The following is a 15,368-nucleotide window of genomic DNA, read 5'->3' on the forward strand; positions in this document are numbered from 1 at the left end:
TCCTGCTGGTCAGCCTTTGGCTTCGGTCAGGTGCCGATCCAAGTCATCCAGACGATCCTGCCCCCAGAACCGCTGGCCATCCTCGGTGACATAGAATGGCGCGCCAAAGACACCGCGTTCGACAGCCTCTTCCAGATTGGCGGCATAGGTTTCGGCACCGACCAGCAAGCCACTGTCGGCAAGGTTGGCATCGAACCCGGACTGCGACAAGCAATCGCGGATCACGTCGTCTTGTGCGATGTCTTTCTCTTCGGCCCAGCAGGCGCGCAAAAGTGACTGTACCAGCTTGCCAACATCGCCTGAACCATCCTTTGCCGCCGCAATTACCGCATAGGATGACGGCGCCATATTGGTCGGCCAATGTGCAGGCTGTAGATTGAATTCCATGCCCAGGGATTTCGACTGTCGCAGCAGTTCCTGCGCCCTGTATTCATTGCGCGACGGGTGGCGATCTTTCGGCGGCGTTCCCCCCGTGCGACCGAACAGTGCCATGATATCCAGCGGTTTGTAATTGATTGTCGCACCATGCTTGGCCGCGACCTCCTCCAGACGCCCACCTGCCAAATATGTGAATGGCGAAATTGTCGCAAAATAGTAGTCAATCTGGGCCATGTGAACTTTCTCCGCTGCGTTACCTTTGCTGGACGGTAAGGCCATGCTAAGCGGTGTCAACATCACGAATCTGTCACATTTGCCATTGCTGCCCGGGGACCTCAGCCGATGCCGACACTCAACGAACCCAAGCTTATCGCTGGGAACGCCAATCTTCCGCTTGCCGAATCCATTGCTCGCCGCATGAGCCTGTATCGCGGTGTCGATCAGGGTCTGGCCGATGCGCGGGTCGAACGGTTCAATGATGGCGAGATTTTCGTCGAAGTGTTCGAAAACGTGCGTGGCGAGGATATGTTCATCGTCCAGCCGACCTCGAATCCCGCCAATGACAACCTGATGGAGCTGCTGATCATCGCCGACGCACTGCGCCGCTCGTCCGCACAACGGATCACCGCCGTGATCCCCTATTTCGGTTATGCCCGTCAGGACCGCCGCACCAAGGCGCGCACGCCGATCAGCGCCAAGCTGGTCGCCAACATGCTGACTGGTGCTGGCATCGAGCGGGTTCTGACCATGGATCTGCACGCCGCCCAGATTCAGGGCTTTTTCGATATTCCGGTGGACAACCTTTATGCCTCGCCGATCTTCGCGTTGGATGTAAAGCACCAGTTCAAGGACAGCCTGGATGAGCTTATGGTCGTCTCGCCCGACGTTGGCGGCGTGGCCCGCGCGCGCGAACTGGCAAAACGGATCAACGCCCCCCTGTCGATCGTCGACAAGCGCCGTGAAAAGGCCGGTGAAGTGGCTGAGATGACCGTAATCGGCGATGTCAAAGACAAGATCTGCCTGATCGTGGACGACATGTGCGATACGGCCGGAACACTGTGCAAAGCAGCGCAGGTGCTGATGGATAACGGCGCAAAAGAGGTTCACTCATATATCACTCACGGTGTCATGAGTGGCCCAGCAGTCGAGCGCGTGACCAATTCGGTGATGAAGTCGCTGGTGCTCACTGATACGATCCAGCCCACCAAAGAAATCACCAAGGCCAAAAACATCCGCATCGTGCCGACTGCGCCGATCTTCACCCAAGCGATCCTGAACATCTGGAACGGCACCAGCGTGTCGTCACTGTTCGAAGACAAAACCCTGATCCCGATCTACGAGTCCATGTATCACGTGGATTAACTTTGATGGGCGGCCTTAATAAGCCGTCCTTTTCGCCCACTTATACACAAAGGCAGGACATTTCCGTGACCGCCACCAAACGTATCGTTCTCTCAAGCGACCATGCAGCTATCGAGTTGCGCAAGGCTGTCGCCAATCACATAGCAGCACAGGGCTGGGATGTGGTCGATATTGGCCCTACTACCCCGGAAAGCACCCACTACCCCCTGCACGGCAAAGCCGCCGCGCAGGCGGTTGCTTCGGGCGATTGCCAGCTGGGGATCATTCTGTGTGGTACCGGACAGGGCATCATGATGGCCGCCAACAAAGTGCCCGGTATTCGTTGTGGTGTTTGTTCTGACGCGTTCTCGGCCCGAATGATCCGTCAGCATAACGATGCCAACATGCTGTCCATAGGTGCGCGTGTTGTTGGTGAAGGCCAGGCACTGGATATCGTCGATGCCTTTCTGACCGCCGAGTTCGAAGGCGGCCGTCACGCGACACGCGTGGGCATGATCGAAGGCTAACGATTTCTTTCAGCCGTTGTTCAACCGGTTCGCAAGTGACGGCAACCTATAGGCAAATGGCACCGACATCCGTGTCTATCCACATCACAAGGTTGGCTTGGGATTTCCACCGAACATCCCAGACATAGTCGCACGCAGTGCCTCGTTTGCTAAACCGTGCAAATTGGAACTCTGCGTTCACGCCAAACCCTTGCTGTGACAACCAATCAATCAAGTCTTGTTCGGGGAACGGCAATGTGAGTTCATTATGCAATCGCGCCTGAAGCTGCGCGTCCGCTTCCTCGAAGTTTGCGGGCAGCTCTTGCAGCAAGGCGGGGGTAGGTGTCTGTTTACGATCAACGAAACAGGCAAGTACAATGATCGGAAGCGACACGAAGAGCGCGATCAATAGAACTCCACGCTTGGTCACTCGGCGCATGTCAACCTCTCCAAGTTGACGGCAGGTTGAATTTCAGGAGATATCCCAATCGTCCTCATGCGCTACTTCGCCAATCGCCGTCCATGTCACCCGAATTCGGGCAATTCGTGTATCTGACCATGTGCGGAATACGGCCATGAAACCCTCGGGGGTAATGTCCGCGGTCGTCACCTCGGCGCGAAGGGCCGAGGACGTGTCCACATCCCACAGCGACACGCCGATCTGGACCACTGGTGCGGTTCGAAACGGTTGACTGAAGGTTATAGCTGTACGCCGCTCTCGTGGGCCTTCGCCTGTCCACATATCGCCGCCATTTGCGAAATCGGAAAACAGTACTGCCTCGCCTTGGTCGACGCCAATAGGGTGGGTTCGAAAAGTCTTCATTTTGATATCTTTGTCTTTGTATCCCCTACACCTATCGCGCTGCCCTGGCAAAATCACGACAAAAAAACGGCCCCGCGCAGGCGGAGCCGTTCCAATTCATCAGAAAAGCCAGAGCCTTACAGGCTCATATGCGTTCCAAGGGCTTCCATGTCGGCCAGCAGCTTGGCGGCGTCGTCGACGATGGTCTGATCATCGCCTGCCTTCGCTGCCTCGTGCGACGCGCGTGCCTCGGCGATCAGATCGTCCAAATGCGAGCGTGTCACTTCGGCAACCGGAATGGCCTTTTCGGCTAGAACCGACAGGCCATCGCCATTGATCTGAGCAAACCCGCCGGTGACCAGATATTCGCTGGACCCTTCGGGCGCCTCGACCTTCAGGATGCCCGGGCGCAGCGTGGTGATAGTAGGGGCATGATCGGGCATTGCCGTCATATCCCCGTCCGCGCCGGGAATCTGGACCGCGGTCGCGCTGAGCGAAGCGAGGCTCCGCTCGGGGCTGACGAGGTCGAATTGCATCGTGTTTGCCATCAGGGATACTCCTTAGGCGGCTTCTGCGGCCATCTTTTCCGCTTTGGCGATCACTTCGTCGATGCCACCAACCATCAGGAAGGCCGCTTCGGGCAGGTGATCGTATTCGCCGGCCACAACGGCCTTGAACGACGCGATGGTGACATCCAGAGGAACCTGAACACCAGGCGAGCCGGTGAAGACCTGTGCAACGTCGAACGGCTGCGACATGAAGCGTTCGATCTTACGGGCACGGGCCACGGTCAGTTTGTCCTCTTCCGACAGTTCGTCCATGCCGAGGATGGCGATGATGTCCTGCAGCGACTTGTAGCGCTGAAGGATCTGCTGAACATCGGTCGCAACCTGATAGTGCTCTTCGCCAACGATAGCCGGGTCAAGCAGACGCGAGGTCGAGTCGAGCGGGTCAACGGCCGGGTAAATACCCTTTTCCGAGATCGCACGGTTAAGAACGGTGGTCGCATCCAAGTGAGCGAACGAAGTTGCCGGAGCAGGGTCGGTAAGGTCGTCCGCAGGCACGTAGATCGCCTGCACCGAGGTGATCGAGCCCGATTTGGTCGAGGTGATGCGTTCCTGCAGAGCGCCCATGTCGGTGGCCAGCGTCGGCTGGTAGCCCACCGCCGAAGGAATACGACCCAGCAGAGCCGAAACCTCGGAACCCGCCTGCGTAAAGCGGAAGATGTTGTCGACGAAGAACAGAACGTCGGTACCGGACTGGTCGCGGAATTGCTCAGCCAGGGTCAGACCGGTCAGAGCAACACGCGCACGTGCTCCCGGAGGTTCGTTCATCTGACCGTAAACCAGGGCCACCTGCGATTCCGACAGGTTATCCGGTTTAATAACGTTCGATTCGATCATCTCGTGGTACAGGTCGTTCCCTTCACGGGTCCGTTCACCAACACCCGCGAACACCGAGAAGCCCGAGTGCACTTTTGCGATGTTGTTGATCAGTTCCATGATCAGAACGGTTTTACCAACGCCGGCACCGCCGAACAGGCCGATCTTACCGCCTTTGGCGTAAGGGGCCAGCAGGTCCACAACCTTGATGCCGGTGACCAGAACTTCCGACTCGGTCGACTGTTCTGCAAAGGTCGGTGCAGGCTGGTGGATGGCACGGGATTCGGTTGCCTCAACCGGGCCCTTCTCGTCGATGGGATCGCCAACAACGTTCAGGATGCGGCCCAGAGTGGCATTACCAACCGGAACCGAGATCGGCGCGCCCATGTCGGTAACTTCCGCACCACGGACCAGACCTTCTGTCGCGTCCATCGCGATGGTGCGGACAGTGTTTTCACCCAGGTGCTGGGCAACTTCCAGTACCAGACGCTTGCCGTTGTTTTCGGTTTCCAGCGCGTTCAGAATTTCAGGCAGCTGATCTTCGAAGTGCACGTCGACGACGGCCCCGATGATCTGTGTGACTTTGCCTTTTGCATTCGCCATATTGTTGTCTCCGGTTTTCTTACAGCGCTTCGGCGCCGGAAATAATTTCAATCAGCTCGTTGGTGATCACGGCCTGACGTGAGCGGTTGAACTGGATCGTCAGCTTGTCGATCATTTCACCCGCGTTGCGTGTCGCGTTGTCCATTGCGGACATCCGTGCACCCTGTTCCGAGGCTCCGTTTTCGAGCAGGGCCGAGAAGATCGCGGTCGCAACCCCCTTGGGCAGCAGGTCGGCCAGAATGGCCTCTTCGCTGGGCTCATAGTCGAAAACAGCACCGCTGTCGTCACCCTCGGTTTCCTCGAACGAGGCGGGGATGACTTGCTGTGCCGTCGGGATCTGGGTCACAACGTTGACGAACTTCGAGTAGAAGATCGTGGCAACGTCGAACTCACCCCCGTCAAAGCGCGACAGGACGTCCTTCGCGATGTCTTGCGCGTTGGTATAACCCAGACGCTTGACCTCGCTCAGGTCGATATGTCCAACGAACAGATCGCCAAAATCACGCTTGAGCGCGTCGCGGCCTTTTTTGCCGACGGTCAGAACTTTGATCGTCTTGCCTTTGGCCCGCAGCTCGTCCGCCTTTTGGCGAGCCAGCTTGGCGATATTCGAGTTGAAGCCGCCGCACAGGCCGCGTTCAGCTGTCATGACAACCAGCAGATGGACATCATCACTGCCCGTACCACGGAGCAGCTTGGGGGCGCTGTCGCTGCCCCCGACCGAAGCCGCCAGCCCCGCCATCACGGCATTGAACCGCTCGGCATAGGGACGCGAGGCTTCGGCAGATTCCTGGGCGCGACGCAGTTTTGCAGCCGCGACCATCTGCATGGCCTTGGTGATCTTGCGGGTCGATTTGACCGACTCGATCCTGTTTTTAAGGTCCTTAAGATTTGGCATATGCCCGCCTCTCCCTTAAGCGAAGGTTGCGGCGTATTCGTCCAGCGCAGCCTTGATCTTGTCGGAAGCGTTACCCTTGATCTTGGGATCTTCGTCCGTGATCCACTGAAGCAGATCCGCGTGTTTGCCACGCAGGTGCGCCAGCAGGCCAGCTTCGTAACGGCCAACATCGGACACATCGATCTTGTCGAGGTAACCATTGGTACCCGCGAAGATGACGCAGACGATTTCCGCGTTGGTCAGCGGCGAGTACTGCGGCTGTTTCATCAGCTCGGTCAGACGCGCACCACGGTTCAGCAGCTGCTGGGTCGCGGCGTCAAGGTCGGAACCGAACTGCGCAAACGCAGCCATTTCGCGGTACTGAGCCAGTTCCAGCTTAACGGGACCGGCAACCGACTTCATCGAGTTGGTCTGAGCCGAGGAGCCCACACGCGAAACCGACAGACCGGTGTTCACAGCAGGACGGATGCCCTGATAGAACAGCTCGGTTTCCAGGAAGATCTGACCGTCGGTGATTGAGATCACGTTGGTCGGAATAAACGCCGAAACGTCACCACCCTGAGTTTCGATAACCGGCAGAGCGGTCAGCGAGCCCGCACCGAAGTCTTCGTTCAGCTTCGCCGAACGTTCCAGCAGGCGGGAATGGAGGTAGAAAACGTCACCCGGATACGCTTCACGTCCGGGCGGGCGGCGCAGCAGCAGCGACATCTGACGATAGGAAACAGCCTGTTTCGACAGGTCATCATAAATGATCAGCGCGTGACGGCCGTTGTCACGGAAGTATTCGGCCATCGCGGTGGCGGCGTAAGGCGCCAGGAACTGCATCGGCGCCGGGTCGGACGCGGTTGCGGCAACAACGATCGAATAATCAATCGCACCGGACTCTTCCAGTTTCTTCACCAGCTGCGCAACGGTCGAGCGCTTTTGACCGATCGCAACGTAAACGCAGTATAGCTTCTTCGACTCGTCGTCGCCTGCTGCGTCATTGTAAACTTTCTGGTTCAGGATCGCGTCCAGAGCAACGGCAGTTTTACCGGTCTGACGGTCACCAATGATCAGCTCACGCTGGCCACGGCCGATCGGGATCATCGCGTCAACCGATTTCAGGCCGGTTGCCATCGGCTCGTGAACCGATTTACGCGGGATGATACCCGGTGCTTTAACGTCTGCAACGCCACGCTTGGTTGCGTTGATCGGACCTTTGCCGTCCAGCGGGTTGCCCAGACCGTCAACAACGCGGCCCAGCAGTTCGTCACCGATCGGAACGTCCACGATCGAGTTGGTGCGCTTGACGGTGTCACCTTCTTTGATGTCACGGTCGGAACCGAAGATAACGACACCGACGTTGTCGCTTTCTAGGTTCAGGGCCATGCCCATGATGCCGCCGGGGAATTCGACCATCTCACCGGCTTGCACGTTGTCCAGGCCGTATACACGGGCAATCCCGTCACCGACGCTCAGCACGCGGCCGATCTCGGCCACTTCGGCTTCCTGACCAAAATTCTTGATCTGGTCCTTCAGGATTGCAGAAATCTCTGCAGCTTGGATTCCCATTTATCCGACCTCTTTCATTGCATTCTGTAGGGAGTTGAGCTTCGAACGGATCGAGCTGTCGATCATTTTCGAGCCCACTTTAACGACAAGACCGCCGATGAGGCTTTCATCAACGGTCGCATTGATTGTCACGGTCTTGCCCACACGCTCGGACAGCGTCTTGGACAGTTTTTCCATCTGGGTCTTGGTCAGCGCCTTGGCCGACGCGACATCGGCAGTCACTTCGCCGCGCTCATCTGCCAGCATATCGCGCAGAACCTGCACCAGTTGCGGGATAACGAACAGGCGGCGTTTCTCAGCCATCAGACCCAGTGTGTTACGCAGGATGGTATGCAGGCCCATCTTGTCGGCAATCGCGGTAATCGCTGCTTCCTGTTCAGCGCGCGAAATCAGCGGCGAAGCAATCAGGTCGCGCAAGTCGGCGCTCTCACCCAAAGCTGCTGCCAGATCATTGATGCCGGTTTCCAGACCTGCAAGGTCATTATTCTCTTTGGCGATCTCAAAGATCGCTGTGGCATAGCGCTCGGCAATGCCAGTGGAAATCGAAGCTGGTTCGGACACGTCCACCCTTCCGATATTTGAGGCCCCGATTTTGCGTAGCGGCCGCTACTCGGGGCGTGAGGAAACCCCGTCCATAAAGGGCGGGGATCAAAATCACCGGGGATGTAGCAGAGCCGAACCAACCTCGCAATATATTATCACGGTAAGCACTTTATCCACAAAACGTTTTATTTCAGCAACTTACGCTAGGTGCGACCCTTTTGTCCGGCTGGAAGGGGGGAAAAATGTTACGAAAGTGTAGGTTTTTGCGATTCCTGTGACCTTTTTCCCGCAATTTCACGCTTTGAAACGTCGCAAGCCGATACAAGATCCTATGCCGGCTTCAACAACCCATCTAGCGCTTTGATCGGGCGGCGTTCAGTGTCTTTTGTGACGCTGCCGCTAGGGGGACGGATGTGCTTGGTGACCTCAACCATCAGTACACCTCCGGCCATCACCGTTGGCATGCGCTGACCGGTTTTCTCGATCAAACTGCCCGATTTCAACCAGAACCGGCGAAACGAGGGCGGCATGTAGAGGGCCGAGCAATGGCCTTCGGGAATGAAGTGATGCGCCTTGAGCTGGCTTTCCAGTTGAGATGCCGAATAAGGGCGCCCGAAGCCAAAAGGCGTTCGGTCTGATCGCGACCACAGCCCGGCTCGGTTCGGCACAATGAAAATTGCACGCCCACCCGGCCCAAGGACCCGCCAACATTCGTTCAGCAATTCACTGGGCTGACCCGAGGTTTCCAGCCCATGCATCACCACCAACTTGTCCACGTGCCCGGTTTCAATGGGCCAGAGCGTCTCTTCGGTCAGCACCGAGACATTGGGCATCCCGGCAGGCCAGGGCATCACCCCTTGCGGCCCCGGCATCAGCCCAATCACCCGCCGCGCATCCGCCAGATACGGCCGCAACAGCGGCACCGCGAACCCAAAGCCCGCAACGGTCTGACCCTTGGCTTCGGGCCACAGCTGCGTCAGTCGACCACGAATAGCCGCCTGTGCCGCGCGACCCAATGTGCTGCGGTAGTAGAAGTTCCTCAAATCCTGCACATCAAGATGCATTGCGGACACCCGGTCAATCGGCTTAGCTGGGCGCAGTCTAGCAACGAAAGGGCAAAAGGCCATGCCTCTTGAGATCGTCACCATCCCATGTCTCAGCGATAACTATGCTTTTTTGGCGCATGACGCCGTTAGCGGCAACACCGCATTGATCGACGCACCCGAGGCGGGGCCGATTCTGGCGGAACTGGACGCGCGCGGATGGGTCCTAAGCCACGTGTTGCTGACCCATCATCATTGGGATCATGTGGACGGGTTGGCCGGTATTCTGGAAAAACACGCCCCTACGGTCATAGGCGCCGCCGCCGACGCCCACCGCCTGCCCCCACTGGACCAGCAAGTGGTAGAGGGCGACTCGTTCGAGATTGGTGGCGAACCGGTGCAAGTGCTGGATGTGTCAGGCCACACGATCGGCCATGTTGCGTATTATATGCCACAAAGCTCTGCCGTTTTCACCGCAGACAGCCTGATGGCGCTGGGTTGTGGTCGCTTGTTCGAGGGCACTGCACCGCAAATGTGGGCGTCCCTTAGCAAACTTGCTGCCCTTCCAGACCAAACGATGGTATACTCAGGTCACGAATATACACAATCTAATGCAAAGTTCGCTATTACCGTCGATCCAAACAACACCGCATTGCAACAGCGCGTGTCGGATATTGACCAAACTCGCAGCAACGGTGAGCCGACTGTTCCGTCGAGTCTGGCTCTGGAAAAAGCCACAAACCCGTTTCTGCGCGCCACCGATCCGGCGATTCAAGCCCATCTGGGAATGCAAAACGCCGAGCCGGCTGCGGTTTTTGCCGAAATCAGGGCTAGAAAAGACCGCTTCTAGTGACTATTTCGCCCTCTTCACGGCCACGGTCACAGGAAATGTGACTGTCAAGTGAAAGAAAACCCTTGAAGCCGGGCCACGATCAACCAAACTCTAATAGTATGAGGACATGGTTGAACCGGGGCCAGATCCTGCCCCTTCGACCCAAGACAGAGGAGCACCCGCGTGCCTTCATTCTCGAGCACTTTAGAACAAGCCATCCACGCGGCTCTTGCGGCTGCGAATGAACGGCGACATGAATTCGCAACGCTGGAACACCTGCTGCTGGCGCTGCTGGAAGAACCCGATGCCATCCGCGTCATGAAAGCCTGCAGTGTCGATCTGGAGGAATTGCGTAGCACATTGGTCGAATTCATCGACGAAGACCTGTCCAATCTGGTTACTGACATTGACGGATCCGAGGCCGTGCCGACTGCAGCCTTCCAGCGCGTGATTCAGCGTGCCGCGATCCACGTGCAAAGTTCGGGCCGAACCGAAGTGACCGGAGCCAACGTCTTGGTCGCGATTTTTGCCGAACGCGAAAGCAACGCGGCCTACTTCCTGCAAGAACAGGATATGACCCGTTATGACGCGGTGAATTTCATCGCGCACGGTGTGGCCAAGGACCCTGCTTACGGCGAAAACCGCTCGGTATCTGGTGCGGATCAAGTCGAGGAAGAGGCGCAATCCAGCACCAGCGAGGGTGATCAGAAAGAAAGCGCGCTAGGGAAATACTGCATCGATCTGAACGCCAAGTCGCGTGCAGGCGATGTTGACCCCCTGATCGGCCGCGCCGATGAGGTGGAACGCTGCATTCAGGTGCTGTGCCGCCGTCGCAAGAACAATCCCTTACTGGTAGGTGATCCGGGCGTGGGCAAAACTGCCATTGCCGAGGGTCTGGCCCACAAGATCGTGGGCGGTGAAGCCCCCGACGTGCTGTCGAACACCACCATCTATTCGCTGGACATGGGCGCACTGCTTGCAGGCACCCGGTATCGCGGTGATTTCGAGGAACGGCTGAAAGCAGTCGTAACTGAACTGGAAGATCACCCCGACGCGGTGCTGTTCATTGACGAGATTCACACCGTGATCGGTGCCGGTGCCACTTCGGGTGGCGCGATGGATGCGTCCAACTTGCTGAAACCTGCCCTGCAGGGCGGCAAGCTGCGCACTATGGGCTCGACTACCTATAAAGAGTTCCGTCAGCATTTCGAAAAGGACCGCGCGCTCAGCCGCCGGTTCCAGAAGATCGATGTGAATGAACCCTCGGTCGAAGATAGCGTGAAAATCTTGCGCGGTCTAAAGCCCTATTTCGAAAAGCATCACGAGATCAAATATACCGCTGATGCGATCAAGACCGCCGTGGAACTGTCGGCGCGCTATATTAACGACCGCAAACTGCCGGACAAAGCCATCGACGTGATTGATGAGGCCGGCGCGGCACAGCATCTGGTCGCGGAAAGCAAGCGTCGCAAAACCATCGGCGTAAAAGAGATTGAGGCCGTAGTTGCCAAGATCGCACGCATTCCGCCCAAGAACGTCACCAAAGATGATGCAGAGGTTCTGAAAGATCTCGAAGCCTCGTTGAAACGGGTGGTGTTCGGTCAGGACGTCGCCATTGAGGCACTTGCCAGCGCGATCAAGCTGGCCCGTGCTGGTCTGCGCGAACCTGAAAAGCCCATCGGCAACTATCTTTTTGCCGGCCCGACCGGTGTAGGCAAAACCGAAGTGGCGAAACAGCTGGCGGATACACTAGGTGTGGAACTGCTGCGGTTTGACATGTCCGAATACATGGAGAAACACGCGGTTTCCCGTCTGATCGGTGCCCCTCCGGGCTATGTCGGGTTTGATCAGGGTGGTCTTTTGACCGATGGAGTCGACCAGCATCCGCATTGCGTGCTGCTGCTGGACGAGATCGAAAAGGCCCACCCGGACGTGTTCAACATCCTGTTGCAGGTGATGGACCACGGTGAGCTGACCGATCACAACGGCCGCACGGTGAATTTCCGCAACGTGGTGCTGATCATGACGTCGAACGCGGGCGCACAGGAACAGGCTAAGGCAGCTATCGGCTTTGCCCGAGACCGTCGCGAAGGCGAAGATACTGCCGCGATCGAACGCATGTTCACACCAGAATTCCGCAACCGTCTGGATGCCGTGATCTCGTTCGCGCCGCTACCGAAAGAGGTCATCCTGCAAGTGGTCGAGAAATTCGTTCTGCAGCTTGAGGCGCAATTACTGGATCGCAACGTGACCATCGACCTGACGCCCAAGGCCGCCGAATGGCTGGCCGACAAGGGCTATGACGACAAGATGGGCGCGCGTCCTCTGGGCCGCGTTATCCAGGAACACATCAAGAAACCTCTGGCCGAGGAGCTGCTGTTCGGCAAGCTGGCCAAGGGCGGTGTGGTCCGCGTCTCAGTCAAGAAAGGCGATCTGAATCTGGAAATCTTCGGTCCCGATCAGCCGCGCATTCCTGGGGACAAGCCGCCGCTGCTGACTGCAGACTGATCCGAGGATTGAACAGACTATAACGCCCGCCAACCTGCGTTGGTGGGCGTTTTTCGTTGACGGATAACAGCTTGCAAATTCAAGCTGGAACGTAAACGAGCCAAGCGTCGATTAGCTTGAAAAAAAATAGGTAACGACGGGCAGTTACCGCTCAGTTAGCTTCAGTTCAATCCGCCGGTTCTGGGCACGGGCTTCGGGGGTGTCGACCGGGTTCACGGGCTGGAACTCACCAAAGCCGTTGGCGGCCAGCCGGTTCGGTGGGATACCCAGCGCTTCGACCATGTAGCGCACAACGGACAACGCGCGGCCCTGGCTAAGTTCCCAATTGTCGCGGTACCGGCCCGTCCCCGCCAAAGGCACGTTGTCGGTGTGACCATCGACCCGGATGACCCAGTTCAAACCCTCGGGGATCTCTGCCGCCACACTTCGCAGGATATTTGCCACCTTGGCTACCTCTTGCCGTCCGACCGGAGACAACACAGCTGAGCCCGTATCAAACAGCACCTCGGACGAGAAAACGAACCGGTCCCCTTCGATCCGCACGCCTTCTTCATCGCCCAAAACATCGCGCAGCCGACCAAAGAATTCAGACCGATAACGCTGCAGGTCCTCGGCCTGCGCCGCCAACTCTTCGGCCTCAGCTTCAAGACGGATGCGCTCGGCCTCTTCCAACAACCGGCGACGACGTTCTTCCGAGGCAGCCCGAGCCAGCGCGGCGTTCAAGTCCTGCCCCAACGTTTGGATACGAATATCGGCAGCTGCATTGCGTTCCTGATAATCGTCCAGCAACGCCTGCAACCCGCCCAGTTGTTCACGCAGTGCAGCCATTTGCTGATTGAGCAGCGCAGTTTCACGCTGCGCTTTTTCCGAGATCGCTTGTTCATTCGATAGCGTATCACGCGCTACAGCCAGCAAAGCCGCGCGCTCTTCGGCCAGTGTCCGCTGTTCCTGTGCCTCGGCCTGCGCCTCGGTACGAGCTGTCAAGGCCGCCTCAAGCCGGGCTTGCAGATCTTCCGCATTCAAAGCACCAAACTGCCGTTCCAATTCGGCCTTTGCGGCCTGCGCGGCAGCCAGCAAGGTCAAGGTTTCCTCGGCCTCTTTTCGCTGCGCCTCTAGCGCAAGAGTCATGGCTGTTAGTTCAGCATCAGCATTCTGCAGCCGGTTGCGCAGGTTTTCGGCAGCGGCGGCCGCAGCCAGTTTGGCAGCTTCTTCGATGCTCAACTGCTCTTCAAGCTCGGAAATCCGCGTGGACTGCGCCGCATCGCTTTGTTCCAGATCAGCGACCAAGGCTTCCAACGCTTCGCGTTGGGCTGCGGCCAGGCGGGCAGCTTCGGTCTGTTCATCGATCTCAGCCCGGCTTTGCGCCAAAGCCAGGTTCAACGCATCTTGCTCTTCAACCAACCCAGCGATTTCACCCTGCGCGCGCTCTTGTTCCACCAGCAAGGCCGCAACCTGCGCCTCAAAATCAGTCAATTGGATTTGTGCCTGTACCAGTTCGGTTTCAACCTGTGACAGGGTCGAGTTCAAAACACCCAACCGCGCCTGCAACCGGCTGTTTTCCCGTTCCTCCAGACCCAAAGCTCCGGCCAGCGCCGCAACCTCATCGGACAGGGCGGTCAGCTCATCCTCTTGCCCCGAAATAGTTTCGCGCAGCACAAACTGCACGACCATGAAAATCGTCAGCACAAAGGTCAACACCATCAGCAGCCCGGTAATCGCATCCACGAAACCGGGCCAGACCGAGCCCTGGAATCTTTGACCTGTGCGTCGGGACAGAGCCATGGGTTACTCTCCTTCCGGAGCGGTACGCACTGCGCCTCGGGGTAAAGTCAGGGCTTTGACCAGCAGTTCGATATCCTTGCGAAGCTCACTCATGCTTTCCTGACGGCCGGCTGAGATTTCTTCAAGAATTCGCAGCAACTGCACATCCATCGAACGCAGGCGCATACGGCTTTCGGCGTCGATCCCTTCGCCGGTGCCCTGTTCGCGCATGTGGTCCAACAGGGCGTCCTGTCCAAGCGCGACCCGTTCAAGGGCCGCCGTCACGCCGTCATTGTCGGATTGTCGCACATTCATTTCGCCGATCGAATCCGCCAACTGGCCCAGTTTGGACGACACTGCGGCACGGTCAGCCTCTTGTGCTGAAAACAGATCCTGCAGCGCGTTCATCTGTTCGGACATGGCATCCAGCACCGGTGTCAGAACCGCCAGTTCAGCGCCCCCTTCATCACTGGCCGCAAACCCGACACGAGTGATCGAGGACAGCCATTCCTCAAGCTCGCGGTAGAACCGGTTCTGCCCATGGCCTGCGAACAACTCAAGCAGACCAACGATCAGCGATCCGGCCAGCCCCAGCAGCGAGGATCCAAAGGCCACGCCCATACCCTGCAACTGCGATTCCAGCCCGACCATCAGGCGGTTAAAAACGGCCAGCCCCTCCTCGCCCTCTTGCGGGTTGAGACTGCGGATCGTGTCGACGATGGCGGGAACGGTGGTGGCCAGCCCGAAGAACGTGCCCAAAAGGCCCAGATAGATAAGGACATTGGTAATATAGCGTGTGATCTCGCGCTCTTCCTCGACTCGTTCAGCGACAGAATCCAGAATGGACCGTGTCGAGGTTGAGCTGATCTGCGATCGTGCGCCCCGTTCGCGTAGCAAGGACGCCAGTGGCGCCAGCAATTGCGGTGTACGGGCGTCTTCACGGACGACACCGCCCACAAAAGCCTCGATCCACCGGACCGAACCGATCAACTGTGTCACCTGATAGAAACAGGCGAAAACGCCGATGATGAACACCAGAATGATAAAGCCGTTTAGGTAGGGGTTGGCCTCGATCACCGGCATCACGTAGGGCAACGCCATGAATACGCCCAGCCCGGCCAGACCTATTGCGACCAACATCATCACAATCTGTCGAATGGGATGCGAGAAATGGGGTCTCGCGCCCTGATGTGCCTGCGCCATGCGCGTGGTTCCCGGTT

Annotated in this window: 15 protein-coding genes; 4 read left to right on the plus strand and 11 right to left on the minus strand. The window is 57.9% G+C overall.

What is annotated here, in order from left to right:
- Positions 1 to 9: 9 nt before the first annotated feature.
- A complete protein-coding gene (locus ACR0DT_RS20425) occupies positions 10 to 612 on the minus strand; it encodes a DsbA family protein (RefSeq protein WP_480712522.1) in 603 nt (200 codons plus the stop codon).
- Positions 613 to 720: 108 nt separating this feature from the next.
- On the opposite strand from ACR0DT_RS20425, the gene ACR0DT_RS20430 reads away from it, so the two are divergent.
- Positions 721 to 1,740 (plus strand): ribose-phosphate pyrophosphokinase, encoded by a 1,020-nt coding sequence (locus tag ACR0DT_RS20430; protein ID WP_480712523.1) that lies wholly within the window; start codon positions 721 to 723, stop codon positions 1,738 to 1,740.
- 65 nt (positions 1,741 to 1,805) lie between these two features.
- Positions 1,806 to 2,246, plus strand: a complete 441-nt coding sequence (gene rpiB, locus ACR0DT_RS20435) for a ribose 5-phosphate isomerase B (RefSeq protein ID WP_480712524.1) — start codon at positions 1,806 to 1,808, stop codon at positions 2,244 to 2,246.
- A 46-nt stretch (positions 2,247 to 2,292) separates the two neighbouring features.
- On the opposite strand, the gene ACR0DT_RS20440 is transcribed toward rpiB, so the two are convergent.
- The 8 genes from ACR0DT_RS20440 to ACR0DT_RS20475 all read right to left on the minus strand — a co-directional run bounded on the left by ACR0DT_RS20440 (position 2,293) and on the right by ACR0DT_RS20475 (position 9,068).
- Positions 2,293 to 2,664, minus strand: a complete 372-nt coding sequence (locus ACR0DT_RS20440; protein ID WP_480712525.1) for a hypothetical protein — start codon at positions 2,662 to 2,664, stop codon at positions 2,293 to 2,295.
- Between the two features lie 33 nt (positions 2,665 to 2,697).
- A complete protein-coding gene (locus tag ACR0DT_RS20445) occupies positions 2,698 to 3,048 on the minus strand; it encodes an H-type lectin domain-containing protein (protein ID WP_480712526.1) in 351 nt (116 codons plus the stop codon).
- A 116-nt stretch (positions 3,049 to 3,164) separates the two neighbouring features.
- Positions 3,165 to 3,575, minus strand: coding sequence for a F0F1 ATP synthase subunit epsilon (locus ACR0DT_RS20450; protein WP_480578714.1), 411 nt, complete (start codon positions 3,573 to 3,575; stop codon positions 3,165 to 3,167).
- Positions 3,576 to 3,587: 12 nt separating this feature from the next.
- Complete coding sequence (gene atpD / locus ACR0DT_RS20455) at positions 3,588 to 5,012, minus strand: F0F1 ATP synthase subunit beta (protein WP_170347820.1); 1,425 nt, start codon at positions 5,010 to 5,012, stop codon at positions 3,588 to 3,590.
- Between the two features lie 19 nt (positions 5,013 to 5,031).
- Positions 5,032 to 5,907: a F0F1 ATP synthase subunit gamma gene (locus ACR0DT_RS20460; RefSeq protein WP_058280013.1), complete on the minus strand. Its 876-nt coding sequence runs from the start codon at positions 5,905 to 5,907 to the stop codon at positions 5,032 to 5,034.
- Between the two features lie 15 nt (positions 5,908 to 5,922).
- Complete coding sequence (gene atpA, locus ACR0DT_RS20465; protein ID WP_480712527.1) at positions 5,923 to 7,461, minus strand: F0F1 ATP synthase subunit alpha; 1,539 nt, start codon at positions 7,459 to 7,461, stop codon at positions 5,923 to 5,925.
- On the minus strand, positions 7,462 to 8,022 hold the full coding sequence (locus ACR0DT_RS20470) for a F0F1 ATP synthase subunit delta (RefSeq protein WP_480712528.1): 561 nt from the start codon (positions 8,020 to 8,022) through the stop codon (positions 7,462 to 7,464). It lies immediately after the preceding gene.
- Positions 8,023 to 8,333: 311 nt separating this feature from the next.
- Positions 8,334 to 9,068, minus strand: a complete 735-nt coding sequence (locus ACR0DT_RS20475; protein WP_366551331.1) for a class I SAM-dependent methyltransferase — start codon at positions 9,066 to 9,068, stop codon at positions 8,334 to 8,336.
- Positions 9,069 to 9,129: 61 nt separating this feature from the next.
- Here ACR0DT_RS20475 and gloB point away from each other — a divergent pair, with 61 nt between their 5' ends.
- Both gloB and clpA read left to right on the plus strand, forming a co-directional pair.
- Positions 9,130 to 9,897: a hydroxyacylglutathione hydrolase gene (gloB, locus tag ACR0DT_RS20480; RefSeq protein WP_480712529.1), complete on the plus strand. Its 768-nt coding sequence runs from the start codon at positions 9,130 to 9,132 to the stop codon at positions 9,895 to 9,897.
- A gap of 165 nt (positions 9,898 to 10,062) precedes the next feature.
- A complete protein-coding gene (gene clpA, locus ACR0DT_RS20485) occupies positions 10,063 to 12,387 on the plus strand; it encodes an ATP-dependent Clp protease ATP-binding subunit ClpA (protein ID WP_480712530.1) in 2,325 nt (774 codons plus the stop codon).
- Between the two features lie 144 nt (positions 12,388 to 12,531).
- Here clpA and ACR0DT_RS20490 read toward each other — a convergent pair whose 3' ends face one another.
- Positions 12,532 to 14,169, minus strand: a complete 1,638-nt coding sequence (locus ACR0DT_RS20490; protein WP_480712531.1) for a peptidoglycan -binding protein — start codon at positions 14,167 to 14,169, stop codon at positions 12,532 to 12,534.
- Positions 14,170 to 14,172: 3 nt separating this feature from the next.
- Positions 14,173 to 15,351, minus strand: coding sequence for a biopolymer transporter ExbB (locus ACR0DT_RS20495; protein ID WP_480712532.1), 1,179 nt, complete (start codon positions 15,349 to 15,351; stop codon positions 14,173 to 14,175).
- Positions 15,352 to 15,368: the final 17 nt, after the last annotated feature.

The sequence above is a fragment of the Ruegeria sp. BI11 genome (genome assembly GCF_056538005.1).

What these genes read in the sequence shown, in the direction of transcription:
- ACR0DT_RS20425 (WP_480712522.1), bottom strand. Translation starts at nt 612, where the DNA reads ATGGCCCAGATTGACTACTATTTTGCGACAATTTCGCCATTCACATAT.
- ACR0DT_RS20430 (WP_480712523.1), top strand. Translation starts at nt 721, where the DNA reads ATGCCGACACTCAACGAACCCAAGCTTATCGCTGGGAACGCCAATCTT.
- ACR0DT_RS20440 (WP_480712525.1), bottom strand. Translation starts at nt 2,664, where the DNA reads ATGCGCCGAGTGACCAAGCGTGGAGTTCTATTGATCGCGCTCTTCGTG.
- ACR0DT_RS20445 (WP_480712526.1), bottom strand. Translation starts at nt 3,048, where the DNA reads ATGAAGACTTTTCGAACCCACCCTATTGGCGTCGACCAAGGCGAGGCA.
- ACR0DT_RS20450 (WP_480578714.1), bottom strand. Translation starts at nt 3,575, where the DNA reads ATGGCAAACACGATGCAATTCGACCTCGTCAGCCCCGAGCGGAGCCTC.
- atpD (WP_170347820.1), bottom strand. Translation starts at nt 5,012, where the DNA reads ATGGCGAATGCAAAAGGCAAAGTCACACAGATCATCGGGGCCGTCGTC.
- ACR0DT_RS20460 (WP_058280013.1), bottom strand. Translation starts at nt 5,907, where the DNA reads ATGCCAAATCTTAAGGACCTTAAAAACAGGATCGAGTCGGTCAAATCG.
- atpA (WP_480712527.1), bottom strand. Translation starts at nt 7,461, where the DNA reads ATGGGAATCCAAGCTGCAGAGATTTCTGCAATCCTGAAGGACCAGATC.
- ACR0DT_RS20475 (WP_366551331.1), bottom strand. Translation starts at nt 9,068, where the DNA reads ATGCATCTTGATGTGCAGGATTTGAGGAACTTCTACTACCGCAGCACA.
- gloB (WP_480712529.1), top strand. Translation starts at nt 9,130, where the DNA reads ATGCCTCTTGAGATCGTCACCATCCCATGTCTCAGCGATAACTATGCT.
- ACR0DT_RS20490 (WP_480712531.1), bottom strand. Translation starts at nt 14,169, where the DNA reads ATGGCTCTGTCCCGACGCACAGGTCAAAGATTCCAGGGCTCGGTCTGG.
- ACR0DT_RS20495 (WP_480712532.1), bottom strand. Translation starts at nt 15,351, where the DNA reads ATGGCGCAGGCACATCAGGGCGCGAGACCCCATTTCTCGCATCCCATT.